Here is a 21,088-nt window from a genome sequence, read left to right as displayed (position 1 = left end):
TTGAGATGGTCAAGGTTATTGGAAAGCGAATCGGTATGGGGTTGTTTGTTGTCGGGGGGGGGGCCGGCTGGGTGGGCGGGCCCCCCCGCCGAGCACCAGCAGCACCACGTCGAGGACGGTCAGCAGCATCACCGCGGGGAACGCCAGCCGGCGGAAGCGGGGCGTGCCGGCCAGCGCCGCGACCGCGACGGCCGGCAGTGCCAGCACCAGCCCGGCCCAGCCCCACCACTCCGGCGGGCCGGCCGGGCCGAGGACGAGCAGCAGCGACGCCCCGCCCAGCAGCAGCGCGCCGGCCACCGCCGAGCCCCGCGCGCCCAGGCGGTGCGGCAGGCCGCGCACCCCCGTGGCGAGGTCGTCGTCGATGTCGGGGGCCACGTTGGCCAGGTGCGCCGCCGCGCCCAGCGCCGCGCCGGCGGCCGGCAGCCACCACGGCGCCGCCGGCGACCCGGGCGCCGCGGCCACCACGCCCGCCGGCAGCGCGCCGAAGCCGGTCACGTAGGGCACCCCGGACAGCACGGTCCGCTTCAGACCCGCGTTGTAGGCCCATCCGCTGGCCACGAGCACCAGCAGCAGGGCGCCGGGCAGGGGGCCGAGCAGCAGCGAGAGGACGGCGGCCAGCGCGGCCGCCGCGAGGGCCGCGTTCCGCAGCACTGCGGGGTCGACGGCGCCCTGCACGACCGGCTTGTCGGCCCGTGCGACGGCGCGGTCCCGGTCGGCGTCGAGCCAGTCGTTGCTCCAGCCGATGGACGCCTGACCTGCGAGGACGGCCAGCCCCACGAGCACCACGCGCCCCGCGGGCAGCGCCGCGGCGACGGCGAGCAGCGTCGCGACGACGGTGACGGCGGCCGCCGGAGGGGCGTGCGTGGCGAGCACGAGGGCGCGCACGGTACCGGTCCGGACGGGCCGCGCACGCACACCGACCACTCCCTGTCAACCCCTTCCCGGGAGTTCATCAGGCCTCTGACCTGCGCTTATCCGCCGTCGGGCCATTCCGGGCGTCAGTGTGCCGTGCTAACCTGTAACCAGCGAAAGGGGTCACACACACATGGGCTTCACTGTCGGCGAGACCGTCGTCTACCCGCACCACGGTGCCGCGCTCATCGAGGCGATCGAGACGCGGGTGATCAAGGGTGAAGAGAAGGCCTACCTCGTGCTGAAGGTCGCCCAGGGCGACCTGACCGTGCGCGTGCCGGCCGACAACGCAGAGATCGTCGGCGTCCGCGACGTCGTCGGTCAGGACGGGCTGAACCGCGTGTTCGAGGTCCTGCGGGCCCCGCACACCGAGGAGCCGACCAACTGGTCCCGCCGCTACAAGGCCAACCTCGAGAAGCTGGCCTCCGGTGACGTGAACAAGGTGGCCGAGGTCGTCCGCGACCTGTGGCGTCGCGACAAGGACCGTGGGCTCTCCGCCGGGGAGAAGCGCATGCTGTCCAAGGCCCGCCAGATCCTGGTGAGCGAGCTCGCCCTCGCCGAGGGCACCAACGAGGACAAGGCCGAGGTCCTCCTCGACGAGGTCCTCGCCAGCTGAGCTCCGCCGCACCTCTGCTCCACCAGACCACTCCCGTGTCCGCGGTCGGCATCGTCGCCGCGGCCGGGAGTGGTCTGCGTCTGGGGGCCGACCGGCCCAAGGCGCTCGTCCCGCTCGGCGGCCGGGCGCTGGTCGCCTGGGCGGTGGCCACGCTGCTCGACGGCGGCGTCGACCACGTCGTCGTCGCGGTCCCCGCGGCCGAGCACGACGCCTTCGCCGCGGTCCTGCCGGCCGGCGTCCAGCTCGTCGAGGGCGGCGCCACCCGCACCGCCTCCGTCCGCGCCGCCCTCGCCCGGGTCCCCCGGGAGGCGACCGCCGTCCTCGTGCACGACGCCGCCCGCCCGCTGACGCCGCCGGCGGTCGTCGCCCGGGTGCTCGACGCGCTCCGCGCCGGCGCCCCCGCGGTGGTCCCGGTGCTGCCGGTCGTCGACACGACCGTGGTGGTCGACGAGACCGGCACCGTCACCGCCGCGCCCGACCGCGCCACCCTGCGCCGCGTGCAGACCCCGCAGGGCTTCGCGCACCGCGTCCTCGTCGAGGCCTACGACGCGCTGCCCGAGGGCGTCGAGCTCACCGACGACGCGGCCGTCGTCCGCGCGGCCGGCGTCCCCGTGGGCACCGTGGCCGGCGACGAGCGGGCCGCCAAGGTCACCGTCGCCCACGACCTCGCGCTGGCCGAGCTGCTGGTGGCCCGGTGACCGAGCTGCCCCGCGTCGGCCTCGGCGTCGACGTGCACCCCGTCGAGCCCGGCCGCCCGTGCTGGCTGGCCGGCCTCGAGTGGCCCGGCGCCGACGGCTGCGCCGGGCACTCCGACGGCGACGTCGCCGCGCACGCCCTCACCGACGCCGTGCTCTCCGCGGCCGGTCTCGGCGACATCGGCGGCCTGCTCGGCACCGACGACCCGCGCTGGGCCGGGGCGCGCGGCGTCGCCGTCCTCGAGCACGTGCGCGAGACCCTGGCCGCGGCGGGCTGGCGGGTCGGCAACGCCGCCGTCCAGCTGGTCGCGCCCACACCGAAGCTCGGCCCGCGCCGGGCGGAGGCCGAGGCGGTGCTGTCGGCGGCGCTCGGGGCGCCGGTCAGCGTCACCGCCACCACCACCGACGGGCTCGGGCTGGTCGGGCGCGGGGAGGGCCGGGCCGCCCTCGCGACGGCGCTGGTCGTCCGCACCGGGTCCGTAGACTCCGCGCAGTGAGCCTCCGCCTGTACGACACGGCCGCCCGCGCGGTCCGCGACTTCACGCCCCTGCGTGCCGGCCAGGCCTCCATGTACGTCTGCGGGCTCACCGTCCAGGGTCCGCCGCACGTCGGGCACGTGCGCGCCGCCCTGGTGTTCGACGTCCTGCGGAGCTGGCTCGAGCGCGGCTCCGGCCTCGACGTCACGCTCGTCCGCAACGTCACCGACATCGACGACAAGATCCTCACCAAGGCCGCCGAGCACGGCGTCGAGTGGTGGGCCTGGGCCTACGAGAACGAGCTGGCCTGCACCCGCGCCTACGACGTCCTCGGCGTGCGGCCGCCCACCTACGAGCCGCGCGCCACCGGCCACGTGCCCGACATGGTCGGGCTCATCGAGCGGCTGATCGAGCGCGGGCACGCCTACGCCGTCGACGGCGACGTCTACTTCGACGTCCGCTCCTTCCCGGAGTACGGCGCGCTCACCCGGCAGAGGCTCGCCGACCTCGAGCCCGCCGGCGACACCGAGACCGACGACCGCAAGCGCGACCCCCGCGACTTCGCGCTGTGGAAGGCGCACAAGCCCGGGGAGCCGGAGACCGCCGCGTGGCCGACGCCGTGGGGCCGCGGCCGCCCCGGCTGGCACCTGGAGTGCTCGGCGATGGCCGGGCGCTACCTGGGCCCGGACTTCGACGTCCACGGCGGCGGGCTGGACCTGCGCTTCCCGCACCACGAGAACGAGCAGGCCCAGTCCCGGGCCGCCGGCGACGGGTTCGCCCGCTACTGGATGCACAACGGCTGGGTCACCCTCGGCGGCGAGAAGATGAGCAAGTCGCTGGGCAACACCGCGCTCGTCGACGAGGTCGTGCAGCGCGTGCGCCCGGTCGAGCTGCGCTACTACCTGGTCGCCCCGCACTACCGGTCGACGATCGAGTTCACCGACGCCGCGCTGGCCGAGGCCGGCGCCGCCTACCGCCGCATCGAGTCGTTCGTGCAGCGCGCCGCCGAGCAGGTGGGGGTCGACCTCGAGGGCTCGCTGCCCGAGGCGTTCCGCGCCGCCATGGACGACGACCTGGGCACCCCGGCCGCCGTCGCCGTCGTCCACGACACCGTGCGGCAGGGCAACACCGCCCTCGCCGACGGGGACGACGCCGCCACCCGCGCCGCGCTCGCCGCCGTGCGGGGGATGCTGGGCGTGCTGGGCCTCGACCCGCTCGACCCCCGCTGGGCCGCGGCCGGCGGCGACGACCGGCTGGCCGGCGTCACCGACGGGCTGGTCCGGCTGGCGCTCGAGCAGCGGCAGGCCGCCCGCGCCCGCAAGGACTACGCGGCGGCCGACGCGCTGCGCGACCAGCTCACCGCCCTCGGCCTGCAGGTCGAGGACACCCCGCAGGGACCCCGATGGGAGCTGACCCGCTGATGGCCGGCAACAGCCAGCGCCGCGGCCGCACGAGCGGCGCGGGCAAGAAGGGCGCCACCGCCGGCACCGGTGGCAAGAACCGCCGGTCGCTGGCCGGCCGCGGGGCCACCCCGCCGGCCGAGATGCGCACCGGCCACCCGGCGCAGCGCCGGGCGCAGGCCGAGGCCCGCCGCCGCGCCGAGCGCGACCGCAGCCGCCAGCGCGCCGAGGAGTCCCCGGAGCTGCTGCTCGGGCGCAACCCGGTCGTGGAGGCGCTGCGCGCGGAGATCCCGGCGACGGCGCTCTACGTCGTCACCGGCGACAGCACCCGCACCGACGAGCGGATCGCCGAGGCCGTGCAGCTCGCCGGCGACCGCGGGCTGCCGCTGCTCGAGGTGGGCAAGGCCGAGTTCGACCGGATGTCCAACGGCGCGCTGCACCAGGGCATCGGCCTGCAGGTGCCGCCGTACGACTACGCGCACCCCGACGACCTGCTCGCCCTCGCCCGCGACTCCGGCCGTCCGCCGCTCGTCGTCGCCATGGACGGCGTCACCGACCCGCGCAACCTCGGCGCGGTCGTGCGCTCGGCGGCCGCGTTCGCCGCGCACGGCGTCGTCGTGCCGCAGCGCCGCTCGGTGGGGATGACCGCCTCGGCCTGGCGCACCAGCGCGGGGGCCGCGGCCCGGCTGCCGGTGGCGCGCGCGGTCAACCTCGCCCGCGCGCTGGCCGCCTACCAGGACGCCGGCCTGCAGACCGTGGGCCTGGCCGGCGACGGCGAGATGGACCTGCACGACTACGACGGCCTGGCCGACCCGGTGGCGCTCGTGGTGGGTGCCGAGGGCACGGGGCTCTCGCGGCTGGTGCGCGAGCGCTGCGACGTCGTCGTCCGCATCCCCATCGCCCGCGACACCGAGTCCCTCAACGTCAGCGTCGCGGCCGGCATCGCGCTGTACGCGGCCGCGCAGGCCCGGCGGTAGGTCTCAGCCCAGCAGCTGGGCGACCGTGTAGATCACCAGCCCGGCGAGGCCGCCGACGACGGTGCCGTTGATCCGGATGAACTGCAGGTCGCGGCCCACCTGCAGCTCGATGCGCCGGCTGGTCTCCTCGGTGTCCCAGCGGGCGACGGTGGTGCCGACGACGTCCGCGACGTCGCCGGCGAAGCGCTCGACGAGGTAGCCGGCCACCCGCACCGACTGCCGCTGCACCAGCTCGCGCACCCGCGGGTCGGTCCGCAGCACGCGGGCGCCGTCGCGGATCAGCCCGGTGACGCGGGCCCGCAGCTCCGAGTCCGGGTCGGCGGCGGCGGCGAGGAACGACGTCTTGGCGTTGGTCCACAGCGACGAGGACCAGGTGCGCACCGCCGGGTGCTCGAGCAGCTGCTTCTTGAAGGCCTCCACCGAGGCCGCTGTGTCGGGGTCGGTGCGCAGCGCGTGCACGTAGGCGCGCAGCCGGGCGTCGTACACCCGGCGCAGCTCGTGGTCGCGGGCGTCGCCGACCTCGTGCAGGAAGCCCTGCAGCGCCGCGAAGACCCGGTCGAACACCCGGTCGTCCACCCAGTCGGGCACCCACGCGGGGGAGGCGTCGCCGAGCTGGGCGCGGAAGACGACGCGGTTCTCCTCGAGGAAGCGGCCGAGGAACCGCAGCGCCGCCGAGAGCACCTCCTGGTGCCGGTCGCCCTCGACCACCAGCTCCAGCACCCGCGCCAGCACCGGCGCGGCCGGGGTCTCGTGCAGCCGGCGGTCGACCAGCCCGGCCACGGCCTCCTGCACGTCGTCGTCGCGGAGCAGGTCGGTCAGGCCGGTGAGGGCGGCGGCCGCGTCACCGGAGAGCCGCTCCGCCCGGCCGGGGGCGGCGAGGAAGTCGCCGAGCCGGCCGGGGACGTCGACGGTGGCCAGCTTGTCCTCGACCACCGCGCGGGTCAGGAAGTTCTCCTGCACGAAGGTGCCCAGGCTCGCGCCGATCTGGTCCTTCTTGCGCGGGATGATCGCCGTGTGCGGGATGGGGATCCGCAGCGGGTGCCGGAAGAGCGCGGTGACGGCGAACCAGTCGGCCAGCGCGCCGACCATCGAGGCCTCGGCGGTCGCGCGCACGTAGCCGACCCAGGCGCCGGCGTCCTCGCCGATGAGCACGCAGGCGAGGAACACCGCGGCGGCGAGCAGGAACAGCCCGGTGGCCAGCCGCTTCATCCGGCGCAGCCCCTCGGCGCGGGCGGGGTCGTCCAGCGAGGAGGTCAGCGGCACGGACGACGACACCCTCCTGAGCCTAAGCGGCGCGGGAGGGTGCCGGTGAGCGGCCGGGAGGTCAGCCGGCACTGCTGCCGAGGGTCACCTCGACGGTCGTGGTCTCCCCGCCGCGGCGGACGGTGAGGGTCACCTCGTCGCCGGGGGCGGCGCTGCGCACCGCGGCCGTGAGCTCGGTGGAGGTGGTCACCGGCCGGTCGCCGACGGCGGTGACGACGTCGCCCGCCTGCAGGCCCGCGTCGGCCGCCGCGCCGCCGGGCTGCACCTGCACCACCTGGGCGCCGGTGCCGACCTCGCTGCTCGCGCTGCCGTCGGTGGCGGTCTGCGCGCTCACGCCCAGGACGGCGTGGGTGGCGCTGCCGGTCGAGATGATCTCGTCGGCGATCCGCTTCGCCGTGTTGCTCGGGATCGCGAAGCCGACGCCGATGTTGCCGCTCTGCGACGACGAGCCCGGGGCGCCGGAGGCCACCGAGGCGATCGCGGTGTTGATGCCGATGACCTCGCCGGCGGCGTCGACCAGCGCGCCGCCGGAGTTGCCCGGGTTGATCGCGGCGTCGGTCTGCAGCGCGTCGATGACCGTGGCGTCGTCCTGGGTGGACCCGGTGGCCACCGCCCGGTCCGTCGCGCTGACGATGCCGTCGGTGACGGTGTCCGACAGGCCCAGCGGGGCGCCGATCGCGACGGCGAGGTCGCCGACCTGCACGTCGTCGGAGTCGGCGAAGGTGGCCGGGGTGAGCCCGCTCGCGTCCTGCAGCCGGATCACCGCGAGGTCGGAGGTGGGATCGGTGCCGACGACGCTGGCGTCGTAGAGCGTGCCGTCGGACGTGCGCACCTGGACGGTGGCGCCGTCGGTGGAGCTGTCGAGCGTCACCACGTGGTTGTTGGTGAGGACGTAGCCGTCGTCGGTGAGCACGACGCCCGAGCCGCTGCCCGACCCGGAGCCGCTGGTCACGTAGACGGTGACGACGCTGGGCGAGGCCTTCGCGGCCGCGGCGGTCACCGCGGTGGCGTTGTCGGGGTCCTGGATGACCACCGACTGGGCGGCGACCGGGCTGGTGCCCGCGGTCGCGCCGCCGGTGGTCAGCGCCACGACGCCGGCCCCGGCGCCGCCGCCGATCAGCGCGCCCGCGAGCAACCCGGCGACGCCGATCCGCACCCGCCCGGCCCGGCGGGCCGGGGCGGCGGGCACGAGCGGCGGGGGCAGCGTCGCGGTGGCGGTCATCCCGTGCGGGTACCAGGTCCCGCCGGACGGCGGCGGCGTCCACGCCGGGGTCGCGCCCGTGGGCTGCTGCGACGGGTCGGTGTGGGGCTGCTGTCCGGTCATCGTCCTCGGTCCTCCTCCTGGGGCGGCACTCCGCCGCCTCGGGACCGACTGTCGCCGCGGGGTCTGGTGGCGCCCTGCGGACCGCCTGTGAGGTGTCTGGACGCCGGTCAGCGGGGGAGGCCGGCCAGCACCCGGCCGCGGGCCACCAGCTCGGTGACGATCCAGACGGCGAGCACCTGGGCGGCCAGCAGCCCGACCAGCACCAGCAGCTGCGCGGCGCCGGCGGCCACGGGGCTGCCGCCGCCGAGCAGGACGCCGACGTAGGCGCCGGGCAGGGTGACCAGCCCGACGGTGCGGGTCTGGTCCAGCGGCGGCACGAGCGCGGTGGCGGCCGAAGGGCGGCCGACCTCGAGGACGGCGTCGCGGGGGAGCAGCCCGAGGGCCAGCGCGGCCTCGACCTCGCCGCGGCGGCCGGTCAGCTCGTCGCGCAGGCGCCGGCCGGCCAGCGACGTCGCCGTCATCGCCCCGCCGATCACGATGCCGGCGACCGGGACGACGGCCTCGCCGCGCAGCGGGACGGTGCCGCTGGCGAGCACCAGCGCCACGACCGGCGCGGCGCCGCCGGCCACCGCGAGCGCCGCCGTCGCCACGCGCCCGGCCGCCCCGGGCGCCCGCAGCGGCAGGCCGGTGACCCGCCCGGCCGCGGTGACCGACGCGACGGCGACCATGAGCAGCACGAACGCCGCCGACAGCCACAGCGAGCGGACGACGGCGAGCAGCACCGCCGAGACCGCGGCCAGCTGAACGGTGGCCCGCAGCGCCGCGACGACGACCGGCCGCTGCTGCCCGAGTCCCGACAGCCGCCCGGCGACAGCGGCCAGCGCGGTGAGCAGCACCAGGACGACGGCCAGAGGCAGGCCGGGTTCGACGACGGAGGTCCCCACGCGCGGCGATCCTGCCGTGCGGTCCGCGGCGCGCCGCGACACGCCCGAGCACGGTGTGCGACCGGACGGTCGCGGGGTAGTGGGGGAGCCCGGCCGGTCCCCTGGGAGCGGCCGGGCGCCCCCTGCCCGGCCTGCCCTCCCGGAGGCTGCTCGTGTCCGACCGCGGTCTGCCCGCCCGCCTGCTCCTGGGGCTCGCCGCCCTCACCGCGACGGCGGTGGCCGTGGTCGGCGGGCTCGCCCTGCGACCGCCCGGTCTGCTGGCGGTCGGGCTGGCCGCGGTCGTCACCGCCTGCCTCGCCGGTGGCGTCGCGCGGGAGTCGGGGGCCGAGTCCGGTGCGCCCGCCGACGGGCACACCCCGCTCGAGGCGGCCTGGCGCACCGGCGTGGCCACGATCGGCGTCCTGCTGTTCCTCTCCGGCACCGCCGCGCTCGGCGGCCCGGTGCTCACCGTGCTGGCCGGTGCGGTGCTCGCCGTCGGCGGGCTCGGGCTGTGGCTGCTGCACACCGGGCGCCCGCCGCGGCGCAACGCCGTCCCGGCGCGGCCGTCGTCCGGTTCGGGGCTGTCGGCGGGTCCCCGCCCGGTGGGCGGTCCGCGGCCGGCGGAGGCCGGCGCCACGGTGACGTTCTCCCCGCCGGTGGCGACGCTGTCGACCGCGGCGCTCGGGCGGGAGTGGCTGAGCACTTCCACGGCGCTGGCCGGGCGGCTGGAGCCGTCGACCCGGCAGTCGGTCGTGCGCCGGCGCCACGAGGTCCTCGACGAGCTCGAGCGGCGCGACCCGGAGGGCTTCTCCCGGTGGCTGGCCGACGGCGCCCTGGGCAGCGACCCGGCGGGCTACCTGCGGGAGGGCCCGGCCGCGGGCACCGACGCGGCCGCCTGAGCCGCCGGCTCGAACACCACCGCGGGGTCGACGTTCATCACGACCTCGCAGTCGCAGAAGCCGCCGTACTCCTCGAGCCCCTCGTGCAGGCGGTCGAGCGCGATGCCGTGCCGGGCGGCCCACGCGTCGGTGGCGCGGGTGGTCTGGTCGCAGCCGGACGCGGCGAGCAGCGCTTCGACGTGCCCGCGCAGCGCGTCGAGCTGCGTGCGGTCCAGCGGCAGGAGCGAGGTCCCGTCGTCGGTCGGTGCCACGTCGGGATCATCGGCAGACCGGGCGCGGACTCGACCCGTCCGCCGCGGTCCCGCCCGCGGTGTCCCTATCCTCGTGGTGCCGGGACGCGTCCCGGGTCCCGCCGGCGTGGCGCAACTGGTAGCGCACCCGACTTGTAATCGGGCGGTTGGGGGTTCGAGTCCCCCCGTCGGCTCAGTCGAAGCTGCCGGCCCCGCCGACGCGGTAGGGGAAGCGGGCCTCCACCCGGGCGTCACGGCGCCGCTCGGCGCGCTCCTCGCGGATCCGCGCCGCGGTCCCGGCGGGGTAGCCGGCCTTGGCCACGCGGTGCTCGGTGGTCTCCACCATGAACGCCATCGAGTACATGAGGCCGACGAGCACCCCGCCGAGCGCCGCCGTCAGCCGGTAGACCAGCGGCACCGGCACGAACAGGCAGAGCACCACCAGCGGCGAGAGCTGGACCAGCGAGCGCGTGACGTGCCGCCGCACCCAGCCGGGGCGGGTGGTGTCCGACAGCACCCAGGCGGACAGGTCGCGGGGCAGCCGGGCACCGAGGGCGTAGCGGAGCCACTGCAGGGCCGAGGGGGACGCCACGGGGGCGTCGTGCCGGATGGTGCGCACGCGACGACGGTAGGCCCCTCTTGGCACCCGTGCGCCTGCGCAGCGTCACGTCCCGCGGCACCGCGTGAGGGACACGCGCCCCGGGCGTGGCCCGTGCCGCGGCCGCCTCCGGCCGGGCCGCCGCGGAGCAGACTGCGGCCCGGCCGGAGGGAGGACTCCACGTGCGCATCGCCCACCTGCTCCACCGCAAGGGTCCCGACGTCGTCACCGTCGACCCCGCCGCCGGCGTCCGGGAGGCGCTCGCGCTGATGGCCGGCCACGGCATCGGCGCGCTCGTCGTCTCGCCGGGGGAGGGCCGGGTCGCCGGCATCCTCTCCGAGCGCGACGTCGTCCGCGCCCTGCACGCCTCCGGCGACGCCGTCCTCGACGGGCCGGTGTCGGCGCTCATGACCGCCGAGGTGCACACCTGCCCGCCCGGCGCCTCGGTGCACGACCTGGCCCGCACGATGACCGACCGCCGCGTGCGGCACGTCCCCGTCGTCGAGGACGGCCGACTGCTCGGGATCGTCTCGATCGGCGACGTCGTCAAGGCCCGCCTCGACGAGCTCGAGGAGGAGCGCGCCCACCTCGTCGACTACATCCAGGCCGGCTGATCCCCCGGGCGTAGCGTGCCCGCCGTGGACGAGCGGCGGGCGGGCACCGCGGCGGGGCTGTCGGCCTACCTGCTGTGGGGCTGCTTCCCGCTGTACTTCCCGCTGCTCGAGCCCGCCGGCGGGGTGGAGATCGTGGCCCACCGGGTGGTGTGGTCGCTGCTGTTCGTCGCCCTCCTGCTGACGGCGCTGCGCCGCTGGCCGCTGGTGCGCGCCGCGGTCACCGACCCGCGCACGATGCTCGTGCTCGCCGGCGCCTCGGTGCTCATCGCCGCCAACTGGCTGGTGTTCGTCTACGGCGTCAACTCGGGTCACGTCGTCGAGACCTCGCTCGGCTACTTCGTCAACCCGCTGGTGAGCGTCCTGCTCGGCGTCGTCGTCTTCGCCGAGCGGCTGCGGCCGCTGCAGTGGACGGCGGTGGGCCTGGCGGGGGTCGCGGTCGTCGTCCTGACCGTCGACTACGGCCGCCCGCCGTGGATCGCGCTGGCGCTCGCGGCGACCTTCGGCGCCTACGGCCTGCTGAAGAAGCTGGTCCGGGTCGAGGCCGCGCCGGGGCTGTTCGTGGAGACGGCGGTGGCCTTCGTGCCGGCGCTGGTCGTCCTCGGCGTCCTGCACGGCACCGGCCGGGGGACGGCGGGGAGCGAGGGCGCCGGCCACCTGCTGCTGCTCATGGCCTCGGGCATCGCGACGGCGGTGCCGCTGCTGCTGTTCGCCGCGGCGGCCCGGCGCATCCCGCTGTCGACGATCGGCCTGCTGCAGTACGTGACGCCGCTGATGCAGCTCGCGCTGGGCGTCTTCGTCTTCCACGAGCCGATGCCGCCCGCGCGGCTCGCCGGGTTCGCGATCGTCTGGGCGGCACTGGCCGTCTTCACGGTCGACAGCCTGCGCGCCGCCCGCGCAGCCGGCCGGCGCGCGGCGGCCGAGCAGGTGCCGGCCGTCGCCTGAAGCCCCGCCCGACACGCGCGGAACGTCGGTACCCGGGCCTACCGTCGTGGGTGACGGCTTCCCCCCGATCGAACGGACCGACCATGACCCCCGACCCAGCCCCCGCGGTCTCCCCGCCCGGTGGCACGGCGTCCGGCGAGGTCCCCGCGCAGCCCGCGGGCCTGACCCGGCGCGAGCACGAGATGCTGGCCTTCGAGCGGCAGTGGTGGCGCCGCGCCGGCGCCAAGGAGACGGCCATCCGCGAGCAGTTCGGCGTCCCGCCGACGCGGTACTACCAGGTGCTCAACGCCCTGGTCGACCGGCCCGCCGCCCTCGCCGCCGACCCCATGCTGGTGCGCCGGCTGCGGCGTCTGCGCACCGCGCGGCGCGCGCGCCGTTCGCCGTCCCTCCTGGGCAAGGGCCCTCCGGCCATCTAGATTTGGTCACCGTGGGCAGGCATGCGGCGTCAGGTGGTGACCAACCGGACCGGCCGTCAGCCCCGGTGGCCGGTGGGCGACGCCGCACCGACCAGCCCGCCGACCGCCCGGTGCCCGAGTTCGGGGCCGACACCCTCGCCCCCGGATTCGGGGACCTGAGCGATCACCCCACCACGCCGGGCCCGCTGCGCAGCCGCGCCGACCGGCGCCGCGACGCGCTGCTCGGGGACGAGACCGACCGGCGCCGCTCGCTGACCGGTGGCCCCGGAGGCCCCCCGGCCCCGGCCCGCCCGTCCGCCCGTCCGCCCCGGCCCGCGGCGGCACCGCCCGTCGCGCCCCCGCCGGCCCCCGCGCAGCCCGCCACCTCGCAGGCGCCGGCGCAGACCCCGCCGGCCCGCCCGCAGCCCGCCGCGCCCCCGCCCGGACGCGGCCGCACCCCGGCCGCGCCGCCGGTGAACGGGTCGACCCGTCAGGCGCCGGCCGCCCAGCCGCCCGCCGCGTCGGCGCCCGCGGCCCCGCAGGTGCCGGTCGTGCCGCCCACCGCGGTGCGGTTGCCGGCGCCGCCGCCGAAGCCCGAGCCGCAGGCCCCGGCCCGACCGGCCGCGCCCCAGACCACCGTGGCGCCGTTCCAGGCGGTGCCCAGCCCCGCCGCCGACGCACCCGCTGCCGACCGTCCCGCCGGTCGGCAGCGGCCGGAGCGGTCCCCGGAGGCCCCGGCCCCCGCGCCGCAGGCTCCCGCGGCACAGGCCCCCGCGGCCCCGCCCGGCGCGCCGGCCACCGCGGCAGCCCCCGCCGTGGTCCCCGGCCCCGGCGCGACGCCCTACCGCGACTGGCGCCGCCCGACGGGCGCCCCCGGGCCCGCCGCGCCGCCCGCTCCGGCCACCACGGCGATCCCCGACCGCGAGCCGGCCCGCGCCCGCGCCGCCGCGCCGCTCACCGAGGCCATCCCCGAGCGGGAGCCGGTGCGCGCCCGCGCCGCGGCGCCGCTGACCGAGGCGATCCCCGACCGCGAGCCGGTCCGTGCCCGCGCCGCGGCGCCGCTGACCGAGGCGATCCCCGACCGGCAGCCGGTCCGCACCCGCGAGGACCGGGACGACCACGGCGACCGGGACGAGCGCCGGCCCGGGCGACCCGAGACCGGCCCGGCCACCGGCGGCACCGGCGTCGTCGGCAACCGCGCCGCCATGCGCGCCGAGCGCCAGGCCCGCGAGGCCGAGCGGCAGGCCATGGAGGCCGAGCGCCGCAAGGCCGCCCGCCGCGCCGGCGTCTCCCGCGCCGCGCTGCGCGCCGCCGAGGGGGAGGACGCCCCGCCGCGCGGGCGCCGCACCGGGCTCCTGCTGCTCGCCGTCGTGGTGGTCGCGCTCGTCGTGCTCGGCGTCTACAGCTTCACCTCCCCGGCGGCGCAGGAGGCCGGCTCCACCACCCCGCCGTCCACCAGCAGCGCGCCCGCGCCCACCGCGCCGCCGAGCGGGGCGCTGCCGCCGCTGTCGGTCGAGCCGCTGCCCCCGGTCGAGCAGGCGCCGAGCACGCCCGTCCGGGTCCCGGTCACCGTGCTGAACGCGACGTCGACCAGCGGCCTGGCCGCCGACGTCGCCGCCCGGCTCGGGGCGCAGGGCTGGACCTCGGCCGGCGTCGGCGCCTACGAGGGCGGCGACGTCGCCGTCACCACCGTGTTCTTCGACGCCGGCGACGAGACGCAGCGCCAGTCCGCGCTGCAGCTCATGGAGGCCTTCCCGGCGGTGCAGGGCGGGCCGGCCGACCGGTTCTTCGAGGTCCCCGGCGTGGCCGACCCCGGCCTGGTCGTCGTCGTCACCGGCGAGTGGCAGTCCTGACGGTCGCCTGCGACCCACCGCACGGCCGCCGCCGGAACCCCGGCGCGACACCGTCCGTTGGCCGCTCCGTGCGTTCCGCCCGCGCGGCCCTCGGTGCCGTGCTCGCCCTGCTGGTCACCGGCACCGTCCTCGTCTCGCTCCCCGGCACCGCGGCGGCCGCCGAGGACGTGCGCACCGAGGACGCCCGCGTCCCCTCCGGCTCCGGCGCGGACGCCGTCGAGCTCGACACCACCCTCTACCTGCCGGCCTCGGCCACCGCGGACGCCCCGGCACCGGCCGTCGTCCTCGCGCACGGCTTCGGCGGCAGCAAGCGCTCGGTGGCCGACGACGCACAGGACCTCGCCGGCCGCGGCTTCGTCGTCCTGACCTACTCGGCGCGCGGCTTCGGCGAGAGCACCGGGCAGATCGGCCTCGACGACCCGCGCTACGAGGTCGCCGACCTCTCCACGCTGCTCGACCTGCTCGCCGGGCGCGACGACGTCCTCCTCGACGGCGACGGCGACCCGCGCGTGGGGGTCGCCGGCGCCTCCTACGGCGGGGCGCTCGCGCTGCTCGGCGCCGCCTACGACGACCGGGTCGACGCCATCGCGCCGCAGATCACCTGGAACTCGCTGACCGCCGCGCTCTTCCCGTCGCAGACCGGCGAGGCCGACGGCGCCCAGCCGCCCACGACGCCCGCCGCGACGCCGCAGACCGAGGACACCGGCGTCTACAAGCGGCTGTGGGCCGGGCTGTTCTTCGGCGTCGGCTCGGTCCCCACCGGCGGGCTGCTCGACGCGCTCGGCGGCGGGGGAGCGGGCGACGCCGGCGACGACGACGGCACCACCGAGGACACCTCCGCCGACACCGGCGGCGCGGCCCCGGCGTCCGCCCCGTCGCTGCCCGACCTCTCCGGCGTCGACCCGGCCGCGGTGGAGCAGGCGCTCACCTGCGGCCGGTTCCGCGCCGACATCTGCGCCGCCTACCAGGCCGCCGCGGCCACCGGCACGCTCACGCCCGAGGTCGCCGCCGTCCTCGACCGCAGCAGCCCGGCCGCCGTCCTCGACCGGATCACCGCGCCGACCCTGCTCGTGCAGGGCACCGAGGACTCGCTGTTCGGTCTCAGCCAGGCCGACGCCAACGCCCGCGGGATCGCCGCCAACGGCACCGAGGTCACGGTGGTCTGGTACGCCGGCGGCCACGACTCGCAGGCGTCCGAGCGGGACACCGCGGAGCTGCGCGACCTCGTCGCCGGGTGGTTCTCCTGGCACCTGCGCGACGACGGCGACCCCGAGCGCGGCGAGGACCCGGGCACCGGCTTCCGGTACCCCGCGCCCACCGGCCTCGGCAGCACGCTGGGCGACGTGCAGGGCGGCACCCAGAGCGTCGTCGCCGCCACCTACCCGGGCCTCGACGGCGCCGCGGCCGCGCAGCGCACCGACCTCGCCCTCGACGGGCCGCTGCAGCCGGTGGTCACCCCCGCCGGCGGCACCCCCGCCGCGATCACCACGGTCCCCGGCCTCGGGTCGATCGCCTCCGCGCTGGCCGGCACCGCCGTGGAGATCCCCGGCCAGTTCGCCGCCTTCTCCACCGAGCCGCTCGACGAGGCGGTCGAGGTGGTCGGCGCGCCCACCGTCGAGCTCGCCGTCGCCTCGCCCAGCGGCACCGCGACGCTGTTCGCCAAGCTCTACGACGTCGGCCCCGACGGCGCGCAGACCCTGCCCGGCGGGCTGGTGGCGCCGCTGTCGCTGACCGGGCTGTCCGCCGACCCCACGGCGCCCACCGAGGTCACCGTGACGCTGCCGGGCATCGTGCACCGCTTCGAGGCCGGGCACACGATGCGCGTCGTCGTCTCCTCGACCGACCAGGCCTTCGCCCTCCCGGCCGAGGCCGGCGTCTACTCCGTCGCGCTGGCCGGCGCGGGCAACGGCGGCAGCGTGCTCGCCGTCCCCACGGTCGAGGGGCAGGCGCAGGCCGACGGCGGCACCTCGCGCTGGTGGCTCCTGCTCGGCGCCGTCGTCCTCCTCGGCCTGCTGAGCTGGGCGGCCGCGACGCTGTGGGGCCGCCGCCGTCGCCGGGTCACCTCCGCGGTCGAGCCCGACGGCGAGGACGTGCCGCTGCGCTTCGAGGGCGTGACGAAGGCCTACAAGGACGGCTTCGTGGCGGTGGAGGACCTCTCCTTCGAGGTCCGCCGCGGCCAGGTGCTCGGCCTGCTCGGGCCCAACGGCGCGGGCAAGACGACGTCGCTGCGCATGCTCATGGGCCTCATCCGCCCGAACGCCGGCCGGATCAGCATCTTCGGGCACGCCGCCGGCCCGGGGGCGCCGGTGCTGTCGCGGCTGGGCTCCTTCGTCGAGGGCACCGGCCTGATGCCCCACCTGTCCGGCCGCGACAACCTCACCCTCTACTGGGCCGCCACCGGCCGGCCGGCCGAGGACGCGCACATGGAGGAGGCGATCGAGGTCGCGGGCCTCGGCGCGGCCATCGACCGCCCCGTGCGCCGCTACAGCCAGGGCATGCGCCAGCGGGTGGCCATCGCGCAGGCGATGCTCGGCCTGCCCGACCTGCTGGTCCTCGACGAGCCGACCAACGGCCTCGACCCGCCGCAGATCCACGCCATGCGCGAGGTGCTGCAGTCCTACGCCGCCAGCGGCCGCACGGTCATCGTCTCCAGCCACCTGCTCAGCGAGATCGAGCAGACGTGCACGCACGTGGTGGTCATGGCGCGGGGGCGGAAGATCGCGCAGGGCACGGTCGAGGAGATCATCGGCACTGGGGGCGCGGTGCTCGTGGGGCTCGCCGACGACGGCGACGCCGACCGCGCGGCCGCCGTCCTGTCCGGGCTGCCCGGGGTGGGCGTCGAGCGCACCGACGAGGGCCTGGTCGCCGACCTCGGCGCGCAGACCTCGCGGGCGCAGGCGCTGCAGGCGCTCGTGGCCGCCGACGTCGCCGTCGACCAGTTCACGCCGCGCCGCCGCCTGGAGGACGCGTTCCTGGCCCTCGTGGGGGAGTCGTGACCACCGACCACGAGAACGACGGCCCCGGGAGCACCGCAGTGAGCGCCGGCGAGCGAGGAGCGGACCGAGGCCGGAGTCGAGTCGTGACCGAGCACGTCCAGCCCACCGGCGCCGTCGCCGGGTACCGGCCCGGCCGCACGCTGCGGCTGTCGGTCGAGCTGCGCCGGCAGTTCAAGCGCCGCCGGACCATCGGCGTCTTCGCGCTGATGGTCGCGCTGCCGCTGGTGCTCATCGCCGCCCTGCAGCTGGGCGCCAGCGAGGAGGCCTCGGAGAACACCCGGATCAACCTGGTCGACGTCGCCACCTCCAGCGGGCTGAACTTCACGCTGTTCGTGCTGTTCGCGACGACGTCGTTCTTCCTCGTCGTGGTCTACGCGCTGTTCTTCGGCGACACCGTGGCCAGCGAGGCGCAGTGGGGGTCGCTGCGGTACACGTTGGCCACCCCGGTGCCGCGGATGCGGCTGCTCCGGCAGAAGTGGACGGCCGCGCTCGTGCTGTCCGTGCTCGCGCTGCTCACCCTGGCCGTCGTCGCCGTCGTGGCCGGCGGCATCGCGTTCGGCTTCGACGACATCCGCACGCCGATCGGGGTCACCCTGTCGCAGGGCGAGGGCCTGCTCCGGCTGGCCGGGATGCTCGGCTACCTCGCCGTGCACCTGCTCGTCGTCGGCGCGCTCGCGTTCTGGCTGTCCACGGTCACCGACGCGCCGCTGGCCGCCGTCGGCGGGGCGGTGTTCACGATGGTCGTGTTCGCGATCCTCGACCAGGTCGAGCAGCTCGGCGCCATCCGCGACTGGTTCCCCACGGCGGAGGAGTTCGCCTGGACCGACCTGTTGCAGACGCCGGTCGACTCCTCCGACCTGTTCCGCGGTGTCATCCAGTCGCTGGTCTACGCCGCGGTGTTCACCGCCCTGGCGTTCCGCTCCTTCTCCCGGCGGGACGTGACGAGCTAGAGCGAGGCCCGCACCGCCTGGGCCCAGCCGACGCCCATCGCCTCGTCGGTCACCGACGCGTTGGGGACGGCGGCCAGCATCGCCTCCATGCCCTCGACCTCGGCGCCGTTCGCGGTGATCCACAGCCGGCCGACGGCGGGCGCCATCTCCAGGTCGCTGGCGCTGTCGCCGATCGCGACCGCGTCGGCGGGGTCGACGCCGCGCCGCTCGAGGTCCCAGGCGATCGCCTCGCCCTTGGAGATGCCGCGCGGCATCAGGTGGTAGACCCGCGCCAGCTGCCCCTCGGGCGCGAGGTCCAGCTTCGCCGTCGCCGGGATGGCGCCGTTGTCCTTGAGCGTGAGCCAGCCCAGGCCGCGCTCGGCGAGCCAGGCGTCGACGGCGACCGGGTCGACGTAGCCGCGCAGCAGCGCGTCGCCCTCGTGCGTGGTGTGCCAGGGCGCGTGCCACTCCAGCCGGCCCGGGTGGGCGGCGCACAGCGCGTCGACGACGCCGAGCTCGGCCATGACGTCCATCGGCGTGCGCCCGGCGTGCTCGGCGGGCAGCGCGCCGGTGAGCTGGTGGCGCTCCCGGCCGCCCTTCCACGTGACGAGCGAGCCGAGCTCGGCGATCGCGCCGTCGGCGGCGAAGATCCGCCCGGCCTCGGTGACCTGGTCGGCGGTCCGCCCGCTGACGATCACCAGCGCGACCCCGGCGGTGTGCAGCTCGAGCAGGGCGGCCGCGGGCTCGGCGGTGGGGGAGCCGTCGGAGGCGTGCCAGAACGACCCCCGAGGGCCGACCATCGTGCCGTCGAGGTCGGTGTAGACGATGCGCGCTGCCACACGCCCAGCATGGCCGGGACCGGGAGCGGCTCCGGACCCCGGGTAGACTCGGGGCGTTCCACTCATCCAGAGGGGCAGAGGGACACGGCCCGACGAAGCCCCGGCAACCGCGCTCGCGTGAGCGGCGAGAGGTGCCAATTCCGTCCCGCGCGGCTCGACGGCCCGACGCGGGGAAGATGAGGAGGTAGTCGTCGCATGACCCTGACCGCTCCCAGCTCCACCGGGTCCAACACCGCCCTCCAGGCCGACTCCGCTGGCGGCGGCCCCGTGCCGCCCAGCCCCGCCCGCGGCCTCGTCTGTCGCAACTGCGGCGCCACCTTCGGTCTCATCGCCGAGCACGCCTGCGCCGAGTGCTTCGGCCCGCTGGAGGTCGACTACGACCCCGAGCTCATGGCCGCCGTCACCCGCGAGCAGATCGAGGCCGGCCCGCAGAACATCTGGCGCTACGCCGCGCTGCTGCCCGTGGGCCAGGACCCGGCCGACCGCGTCTCGCTCGACCCGGGCATGACGCCGCTGGTCCGCGCCGACCGGCTCGCCGCCGAGCTCGGCATCACCGGCGGGCTGTGGGTCAAGGACGACTCGGCCAACCCCACGCACTCGTTCAAGGACCGCGTGGTCAGCCTCGCCGCCACCGCCGCCAAGCGGCTGGGCTACCGCAAGATCGCCGCCGCCTCGACCGGCAACCTGGCGAACTCCGTGGCCGCGCACGCCGCCCGCGTGGGCCTGCCCTCCTTCGTCTTCATCCCGTCCGACCTCGAGCCCGGCAAGGTCGTGCAGTCGGCGGTCTACGGCCAGACGCTGGTCGCCGTCGACGGTTCCTACGACGACGTCAACCGGCTCACCAGCGAGCTCGCCGAGACCGACGAGTTCGAGGACACCGCCTTCGTCAACCAGAACGTGCGGCCCTACTACGCCGAGGGCTCCAAGACGATGGGCTACGAGATCGCCGAGCAGCTCGGCTGGCGCATCCCGGCCCAGGTGGTCATCCCGATGGCGTCGGGCTCGCTGCTCACCAAGGTGGACAAGGCCTGGCGGGAGCTGGTGAAGGCCGGGATCGTCGCCGACACCGAGTGGCGCGTCTTCGGCGCGCAGTCGGCCGGCTGCGACCCGATCGCCACCGCCTTCGACAACGGCTGGGACGTCGTCAAGCCGGTCAAGCCCACCGGCATCGCGAAGTCGCTGAACATCGGCAACCCCGCCGACGGCCCGTACGCGCTCGACGCCATCCGCCGCACCGGCGGGTCGGTCGGCCGGGTCGGCGACGACGAGATCGTCCAGGGCATCCGCGACCTCGCCCGCACCACCGGCGTCTTCGCCGAGACCGCCGGCGGCGTGACCGTCGCGGTGCTCCGGCAGTTGGTGGAGGACGGCCGGCTCGACCCGACGGAGGAGACCGTCGTCCTCAACACCGGGGAGGGCCTCAAGACCCTCGACCCGCTGCTGCCGGTGGTCGGGTTCACCCACCGCGTGGAGCCCTCGCTGCGGTCGGTCCGGTCGGCGGGCCTCATCTCCTGAGGCGTAGAGTCGCGGTCAGCGCCGATCCGGTCGGGTGACATCCCCGACCCGATCGTGGCCGAGTCGTGTGGGCAGGATCTCCCCGCATCGGCCTCCTTGTTGTACCGTCTCGCGCGGTCAGTTCCACGCACGTGATCACGGGCGGAAGAGCTGGATCCCGGTCCCCGGATCACGGGGACCGTCCGCACGCACGACCGTGGGAGCGCACGTGGCACAGGGCACCGTGAAGTGGTTCAACGCCGAGAAGGGCTTCGGCTTCATCGCCGTCGACGGCGGCCAGGACGTCTTCGTCCACTACTCGGCCATCCAGATGGACGGCTACAAGAGCCTCGACGAGGGCCAGCGGGTGACCTTCGAGGTCGTCCAGGGCGAGAAGGGCCCGCAGGCCGACGCCGTCCGCGTCGCCTGAGCCCGCGAAGGCGAGGATCGGGCAGAGCGCCTGAGCCGCCGCTCCGCACACCGAGGCCCGGTCCCCGACAGGGGGCCGGGCCTCGGTCGTGTCCGGGGCGGGACGGTGGGCAGCGCGAGAGGAGCGGCCGTGCCGCGCTGGGGCATCACGTTCCTGGAGGACGCGCCGGTGCTGGCACGCCGGCCGGGGCTGGAGCTGAAGTACGACGACGGGCTCAACCGGGTGTGGCTGCCCACCGGGGACGCCGCGGTCCTGGTGGAGCGCCGGGACCCCGTCACGGGCGCGTGGCTCGAGGTCCCGCGGGAGGACTGACCCGTCCGGGGCGGAACACCCGGCGCCCACC

General features: G+C 76.6%; 22 protein-coding genes, 1 tRNA gene and 1 riboswitch. Of the genes, 16 read left to right on the top strand and 7 right to left on the bottom strand.

The window, feature by feature from the left end:
- Positions 1–15: 15 nt before the first annotated feature.
- The gene (locus ACI79X_RS20305) at positions 16–885 is read right to left on the bottom strand and encodes a UbiA family prenyltransferase (protein WP_457027226.1); all 870 of its coding nucleotides are present in this window, start codon (positions 883–885) and stop codon (positions 16–18) included.
- 160 nt (positions 886–1,045) lie between these two features.
- On the opposite strand from ACI79X_RS20305, the gene ACI79X_RS20300 reads away from it, so the two are divergent.
- Genes ACI79X_RS20300 through rlmB form a run of 5 tightly spaced genes read left to right on the top strand, consistent with a single transcriptional unit; the run spans position 1,046 to position 5,076 of the window.
- Complete coding sequence (locus ACI79X_RS20300; RefSeq protein ID WP_073418385.1) at positions 1,046–1,528, top strand: CarD family transcriptional regulator; 483 nt, start codon at positions 1,046–1,048, stop codon at positions 1,526–1,528.
- A 35-nt stretch (positions 1,529–1,563) separates the two neighbouring features.
- On the top strand, positions 1,564–2,226 hold the full coding sequence (gene ispD, locus ACI79X_RS20295; protein WP_457027225.1) for a 2-C-methyl-D-erythritol 4-phosphate cytidylyltransferase: 663 nt from the start codon (positions 1,564–1,566) through the stop codon (positions 2,224–2,226).
- Positions 2,223–2,720, top strand: a complete 498-nt coding sequence (gene ispF / locus ACI79X_RS20290; RefSeq protein ID WP_457027224.1) for a 2-C-methyl-D-erythritol 2,4-cyclodiphosphate synthase — start codon at positions 2,223–2,225, stop codon at positions 2,718–2,720. Before ispD ends, ispF begins: the two co-directional genes overlap by 4 nt.
- Positions 2,717–4,120 (top strand): cysteine--tRNA ligase, encoded by a 1,404-nt coding sequence (gene cysS, locus ACI79X_RS20285; RefSeq protein WP_457027223.1) that lies wholly within the window; start codon positions 2,717–2,719, stop codon positions 4,118–4,120. Before ispF ends, cysS begins: the two co-directional genes overlap by 4 nt.
- Complete coding sequence (rlmB, locus tag ACI79X_RS20280; protein ID WP_457027222.1) at positions 4,102–5,076, top strand: 23S rRNA (guanosine(2251)-2'-O)-methyltransferase RlmB; 975 nt, start codon at positions 4,102–4,104, stop codon at positions 5,074–5,076. Before cysS ends, rlmB begins: the two co-directional genes overlap by 19 nt.
- Positions 5,077–5,079: 3 nt before the next feature.
- Here the strand turns inward: rlmB and ACI79X_RS20275 are convergent, their stop codons facing one another.
- The 3 genes from ACI79X_RS20275 to ACI79X_RS20265 form a co-directional block, all read right to left on the bottom strand.
- Positions 5,080–6,351 (bottom strand): DUF445 domain-containing protein, encoded by a 1,272-nt coding sequence (locus ACI79X_RS20275; RefSeq protein WP_457027221.1) that lies wholly within the window; start codon positions 6,349–6,351, stop codon positions 5,080–5,082.
- A 49-nt stretch (positions 6,352–6,400) separates the two neighbouring features.
- Positions 6,401–7,663, bottom strand: a complete 1,263-nt coding sequence (locus tag ACI79X_RS20270) for a S1C family serine protease (protein ID WP_457027220.1) — start codon at positions 7,661–7,663, stop codon at positions 6,401–6,403.
- Between the two features lie 107 nt (positions 7,664–7,770).
- On the bottom strand, positions 7,771–8,547 hold the full coding sequence (locus ACI79X_RS20265) for an ABC transporter permease (RefSeq protein ID WP_457027219.1): 777 nt from the start codon (positions 8,545–8,547) through the stop codon (positions 7,771–7,773).
- A gap of 152 nt (positions 8,548–8,699) precedes the next feature.
- Between ACI79X_RS20265 and ACI79X_RS20260 the strand changes: the two genes are divergently transcribed.
- The gene (locus tag ACI79X_RS20260; protein ID WP_457027218.1) at positions 8,700–9,425 is read left to right on the top strand and encodes a hypothetical protein; all 726 of its coding nucleotides are present in this window, start codon (positions 8,700–8,702) and stop codon (positions 9,423–9,425) included.
- Here the strand turns inward: ACI79X_RS20260 and ACI79X_RS20255 are convergent.
- Positions 9,380–9,676, bottom strand: a complete 297-nt coding sequence (locus ACI79X_RS20255; protein WP_457027217.1) for a DUF2695 domain-containing protein — start codon at positions 9,674–9,676, stop codon at positions 9,380–9,382. The genes ACI79X_RS20260 and ACI79X_RS20255 overlap by 46 nt on opposite strands.
- Positions 9,677–9,776: 100 nt before the next feature.
- Between ACI79X_RS20255 and ACI79X_RS20250 the strand changes: the two genes are divergently transcribed.
- A tRNA-Thr gene (locus ACI79X_RS20250) sits at positions 9,777–9,849 on the top strand.
- Here the strand turns inward: ACI79X_RS20250 and ACI79X_RS20245 are convergent.
- Positions 9,849–10,274, bottom strand: coding sequence for a DUF5313 family protein (locus ACI79X_RS20245; protein WP_457027216.1), 426 nt, complete (start codon positions 10,272–10,274; stop codon positions 9,849–9,851). The two genes, ACI79X_RS20250 and ACI79X_RS20245, sit on opposite strands and share 1 nt — an antisense overlap.
- A gap of 161 nt (positions 10,275–10,435) precedes the next feature.
- On the opposite strand from ACI79X_RS20245, the gene ACI79X_RS20240 reads away from it, so the two are divergent.
- The 6 genes from ACI79X_RS20240 to ACI79X_RS20215 all read left to right on the top strand — a co-directional run bounded on the left by ACI79X_RS20240 (position 10,436) and on the right by ACI79X_RS20215 (position 18,003).
- Entirely contained in the window at positions 10,436–10,867 is a 432-nt protein-coding gene (locus ACI79X_RS20240; RefSeq protein WP_457027215.1) for a CBS domain-containing protein, read from the top strand.
- Positions 10,868–10,891: 24 nt separating this feature from the next.
- Positions 10,892–11,809: an EamA family transporter RarD gene (gene rarD, locus ACI79X_RS20235; protein ID WP_457027214.1), complete on the top strand. Its 918-nt coding sequence runs from the start codon at positions 10,892–10,894 to the stop codon at positions 11,807–11,809.
- 83 nt (positions 11,810–11,892) lie between these two features.
- On the top strand, positions 11,893–12,225 hold the full coding sequence (locus tag ACI79X_RS20230) for a DUF3263 domain-containing protein (RefSeq protein WP_457027213.1): 333 nt from the start codon (positions 11,893–11,895) through the stop codon (positions 12,223–12,225).
- Between the two features lie 110 nt (positions 12,226–12,335).
- Complete coding sequence (locus ACI79X_RS20225) at positions 12,336–14,057, top strand: LytR C-terminal domain-containing protein (RefSeq protein WP_457027212.1); 1,722 nt, start codon at positions 12,336–12,338, stop codon at positions 14,055–14,057.
- A gap of 68 nt (positions 14,058–14,125) precedes the next feature.
- Positions 14,126–17,053 (top strand): alpha/beta fold hydrolase, encoded by a 2,928-nt coding sequence (locus ACI79X_RS20220; RefSeq protein WP_457027211.1) that lies wholly within the window; start codon positions 14,126–14,128, stop codon positions 17,051–17,053.
- 83 nt (positions 17,054–17,136) lie between these two features.
- Positions 17,137–18,003, top strand: a complete 867-nt coding sequence (locus tag ACI79X_RS20215; protein ID WP_457027210.1) for an ABC transporter permease — start codon at positions 17,137–17,139, stop codon at positions 18,001–18,003.
- Here ACI79X_RS20215 and ACI79X_RS20210 read toward each other — a convergent pair.
- Positions 18,000–18,821 carry an HAD family hydrolase gene (locus tag ACI79X_RS20210; protein WP_457027209.1) on the bottom strand — a complete coding sequence of 274 codons (822 nt, stop codon included), beginning with the start codon at positions 18,819–18,821 and terminating at the stop codon, positions 18,000–18,002. The genes ACI79X_RS20215 and ACI79X_RS20210 overlap by 4 nt on opposite strands.
- 59 nt (positions 18,822–18,880) lie before the next feature.
- Positions 18,881–19,004: riboswitch (SAM riboswitch) on the top strand.
- Positions 19,005–19,016: 12 nt separating this feature from the next.
- Between ACI79X_RS20210 and thrC the strand changes: the two genes are divergently transcribed.
- From thrC to ACI79X_RS20195, 3 genes are all read left to right on the top strand, one after another.
- Positions 19,017–20,336 (top strand): threonine synthase, encoded by a 1,320-nt coding sequence (gene thrC, locus ACI79X_RS20205; RefSeq protein WP_457027208.1) that lies wholly within the window; start codon positions 19,017–19,019, stop codon positions 20,334–20,336.
- 208 nt (positions 20,337–20,544) lie between these two features.
- Positions 20,545–20,745, top strand: coding sequence for a cold-shock protein (locus ACI79X_RS20200; protein WP_091218572.1), 201 nt, complete (start codon positions 20,545–20,547; stop codon positions 20,743–20,745).
- A gap of 129 nt (positions 20,746–20,874) precedes the next feature.
- On the top strand, positions 20,875–21,057 hold the full coding sequence (locus ACI79X_RS20195; RefSeq protein ID WP_457027207.1) for a hypothetical protein: 183 nt from the start codon (positions 20,875–20,877) through the stop codon (positions 21,055–21,057).
- The last annotated feature ends 31 nt before the right edge of the window (positions 21,058–21,088 follow it).

Source organism: Geodermatophilus sp. SYSU D01119, from assembly GCF_054049975.1.
This window is presented reverse-complemented; position numbering and strand designations above follow the sequence as displayed.